Annotated in this window: 3 protein-coding genes; all 3 read right to left on the bottom strand. The window is 70.4% G+C overall.

The annotated features are described in order from the left end of the window. Positions 1-81: 81 nt before the first annotated feature. The 3 genes from E6J59_15420 to E6J59_15410 all read right to left on the bottom strand — a co-directional run bounded on the left by E6J59_15420 (position 82) and on the right by E6J59_15410 (position 3663). The gene (locus tag E6J59_15420) at positions 82-1458 is read right to left on the bottom strand and encodes a sigma-54-dependent Fis family transcriptional regulator (protein ID TMB17896.1); all 1377 of its coding nucleotides are present in this window, start codon (positions 1456-1458) and stop codon (positions 82-84) included. After that, complete coding sequence (locus E6J59_15415) at positions 1455-2936, bottom strand: HAMP domain-containing histidine kinase (GenBank protein ID TMB17895.1); 1482 nt, start codon at positions 2934-2936, stop codon at positions 1455-1457. The genes E6J59_15420 and E6J59_15415 overlap by 4 nt, the downstream gene beginning before the upstream one ends. Before the next feature lie 400 nt (positions 2937-3336). Further along, positions 3337-3663 (bottom strand): hypothetical protein, encoded by a 327-nt coding sequence (locus E6J59_15410; protein ID TMB17894.1) that lies wholly within the window; start codon positions 3661-3663, stop codon positions 3337-3339. Between the last annotated feature and the right edge of the window lie 442 nt (positions 3664-4105).

Raw genomic sequence — 4105 nt, 5'->3', positions numbered from 1 at the left:
CCGGGCGCAGAACCGGCGCGTCGAGGTCACCGAAGAATAGCCATTGAGCCGCGTCGTCTCCGGCCGTCGGCTCGTCGGGAGCTACGATCCCGGCGAGCTGCGGCCCACCTTGTACTGCTCGAGCTTGCGGTAGAGCGTCTTCCGGCCCAGACCCAGCACGCGCGCGGCGATGGTCTTGCTCCCGCCGACGGCTTCGACCACCCGCACGATGTAGCGGCGCTCCACCTCCTCGAGCGGCGGCAGCTCCGAGGGATCGTCGCTCGTGACGAGGACGTGCGAGCGCCGGAAGTCCCGGATCTTCTCGGGAAGGTCGTCCGCGCCGATCGTCTCCTGTCGCGTCAGCGCGATCGCCCGCTCGATGCAGTTCTCGAGCTCGCGCACGTTGCCGGGCCAGCCGTAGGCGAGCAGCCGTTCGGCGCATTCCGGAGCGATTCCCGCGACGCGCTTGCCCGCCTGCGCGGCGTACCGCTCGATGAAGTGCTGGGCGAGCAGCAGCACGTCGCCGCCACGCGCCCGCAGCGGCGGGACCTCCACCGGGATCACGTTGACGCGGAAGTAGAGGTCCTCGCGGAAGCGATGCTCCTCCACGGCCGCTTCCAGATCGCGGTTCGTGGCGACGATCAGGCGCACGTCGAAGGGGACTTCCTCGTTTCCGCCGACCGGCCGTACGGCGCGCGTCTGGAGCGCGCGCAGGAACTTCGGCTGGAGCGCCAGGGGGAGCTCGCCGATCTCGTCGAGGAACAACGTGCCGCTCGACGCCTGGAGGAGGAGACCCTTGCGCGTCGCGTGGGCGTCCGTGAAGGCGCCGCGTACGTGGCCGAAGAGCTCGCTCTCCAGCAGCGGCTCGGGGAGCGCGGCGCAGTTCACCACGACGAACGGACCGGCCTTGCGCCGCCCGCGGTCGTGGAGCGCTCGGGCGACGAGCTCCTTGCCCGTACCCGTCTCGCCCGTGATCAGCACGGAGGCGTTGGAGTCCACGATCCGATCGAGCAGATCGTAGAGCCGTCGCATCGCCGGGCTGGTGCCGAGCAGCGCCCCGAAACGCCGGGCCTCTTCGACCGCACGGCGGAGCCGCTGTACCTCGTCGCGGAGCGAGCGGTGCTGGATCGCGCGGCCGAGCGCGAGCGCGAGGGCGTCCACCTCGAGCGGCTTGGTCACGAAGTCGTACGCGCCGCCCCGGATCGCCGCCACGGCGGTCTCGATGCTCCCGAACGCGGTGATGACGATCACCGGCACGTCGGGCTGCGCGGCGACGATCCGCCCGCACAGCTCGAGCCCGTCCATGCCCGGCATGTTGAGGTCGGTCACCACGGCGTCGAACTCTCCCGGGGCGAGCGCCTCGAGGCCCGCGGCCGCCGACGTCCGCGCGCTCACCGCGAAGCCGAGCTCGCCGAGATCCGAGACGAGCATGTCACACATGCTCGCATCGTCGTCGACGACCAGCACGCGTCCCGTCACGAGGCGGCCTCCACCGTCCCCGGCTCGGCGGCGGCGAGGTAGATCGAGACACCCGTCCCCTTTCCCACTTCGCTCTGGACGTCGATCCAGCCGCCGTGATCGGACACGATCCCGTGTGCGACGGACAGCCCGAGCCCGGTCCCTTCTCCGACTCCCTTGGTCGTGAAGAACGGTTCGAAGATGTGCGGCAGGTCTGCTGCGGCGATGCCCTCGCCCTGATCGTCGATGCGGATGCGGAGGTACGGACGCGTCGAGCCGCCGGGTCCGTCCACCGGACTGAGGGCCTCGCAGGCCTCGATCGAGACCAGCAGGCGGCCGCCGTGGGGCATCGCCTGGATGCCGTTCATGATGACGTTGGCGAGCGCCTGCTGCACCTGATTCTGATCGACGCGTGCGAACCACTCCCCGTCCGGCGCCGTGAGCTCGACCGTCACGCGATGCTTCTGGGCGAGCGGCGCAAGCAGATCGATCGTCCGGGCCGTGAGCGTGCGCAGGTTGGCGAGGCCGAGCTTGGGTCCATGTCGCCGGGAGAAATCCAGGAGCTGGCGGATGACGACGACCATGCGGGCGGCCTGCTCCTGGATGAGACGCGCGTACTCGATCGCCGGCCCCCCGGCACCCTCCGTCGCGACGATCTTGCCGGCCCGGTTGGAGATCACGTTGAGCGGCGTCCCGAGCTCGTGCGCAACGCCCGCCGCGAGCCGGCCGACGGTCGTCAGGCGATCCGTGTGACGAAGCTGGTCCAGGGTCGCGATGCGCGCCTCGGTCTCGGCGGCCAGCCGCTCCCGGGTCGCGGCGAGGCGGTCGCTCATGACGTCGAGCTCCGCGGCGAGATCCCCGATCTCGTCGTGTTGTCGCACCCGCACCCGGCCCGTGAGGTCCCCGGCACCGATGGCTCGCGCCCGGTCCCGCAGCTGCGCCATCGGCCGGCCGACGAGCCAGTAGCCGAGCCCCATCGCGATGAAGCCGCACATGGCGGCGACGAGGGCGGTGGCGAGCGCGATGTGCCGCCGGTTCATGTTGAGGTAGCGGTGCTCGGCCTGCAGGGACTCGACCACTTCGATGACGGCCGGCCGGGCTCCGGGAATCGACATCGGCACGTAGATGCGGCGGACCCACTCGCCACCCGTCGTCTGACGCAGGGTGATCACGTTGCGGTGCTTGAGCGCCTGAATATCGGTCGCGGAGACCGTGGCTGGTGGATGCGCCTTCAGGTCCTCGAGAGAGTGCCAGTGCAGACGGACCACGTCCGGCCCGTGACGGTCGATGAGCCCCAGGATCTCCCTCGCCCGCGCCTCGCCGTCCGTCGCCCAGATCGCCTCGAGCGCGGCGGCGGCCCCGCGGCCGAACTTCACATCCTTGGCGAGGTCGGCGTCCAGGATGACGATCTCGCGGCTGATCTGCACGTACGCGTACCCGGCCATGACGGCCACCACGCCCACGAGGAGCGCGAGGGTCAGCTTGCGCGCGAGCTTCATCGTCCGTCTCCCGGGCGCGGCCGCCCGGGTGAGACCACCCGCGTCGCTTCTATCGCCCCGTCCGCCGGAGAATCAACGACCGACGTCCGATCCCCGGGCGAGAGAGGCTCGCCCGGTGGCGAGCAGGCTCAGACGCCGCCGGGCCAGAGGGCGTAGCGGTCGGCTCCCGGCGGCTTCGGCCGCGGTGCTCCCTCGCCGGCAGCCAGGCAACGCATCGGACATTTGTCTCCTCTTCTTTCACGAACGACTCGGCACCCTCCCACCCCGCTGCGTCCCTCGTGAGCCGCGGTGCAACCCCCGTGCCTCCGCCACGCCCGTGGCACGCGCCCGTCGAGCCCCGGAACGCGGCAGCGATCGAGCCGGGCTGACGGCCGGCTTCGGGTCGTCGTGCGCCAACGGGTCACTCTGACATCGGCCGCAAACCGCCGTGCGGGTCGGTTCCTCGTGACGCCCGGTCGAACTGCGCCTCGGCCCCTACCTCGCATGCCTCCTCGTCGAACGGCCTGTGCTTGAAGGCACGGCGGGCGGCCTTGGCGTGGCACTTGACGATCGGCACGCCGAGCCTGGCGAGTTTCCTCATCGCCGCATCCTCGCACTTGAGCGCCGGCGGCAGCGGTGTCGTGCTGGTGGTGCTGGAGGTGGTGGTCGGTGTCAGGGTCGAGGAGGTGGTGCTCGCACCGGCCGGCAACACGACCACCGAGCCGGTCATGCCGAAGGAGACGTGCACGGTGCAGATGTACGGGAACGTCCCCGGGACAATTGCCGGGAGAACGAGAACGGCGTCGAGTGAACGACAGAGTCCCACGTCTCAGGGGCGTCAAAGCGCGTCGTCGAGTGCGTGCCCGAGCGCTCACCTGCAGGTCAGGCCGACGTCGGGCGAATGCCCGAATGCTCTACTCCGGGTACCCCGCGAGGCTCGCCGCCGTGTCCAGCATCGGCTGCTGGTTGACGGTGATGAACCCGTGGCTCGAGCGGTCCAGATCCTGGATCAGCAGGATGACGGCTCCGAGCAGCACCGCCATGACGACGACCGGCAGCCGCGAGCGGCTCGCCTGCAGGCCGCGGTCATAACCGATGAAGGCGGCGGCGATCAGCGCGATGCCGTACAGCGCCAGGAACACGATGTTCGGCACCCGGTTGCGCGCCGCCGTCAGGCGCTTTTCCTGGTT

The sequence above is a fragment of the Deltaproteobacteria bacterium genome (assembly GCA_005879795.1).
In the GTDB taxonomy this organism is placed as follows: Bacteria; Desulfobacterota; Binatia; order DP-6; family DP-6; genus DP-6.
The sequence above is the reverse complement of the archived record's forward strand: the minus strand, read 5'-3'. Positions and strand labels throughout refer to the sequence as shown.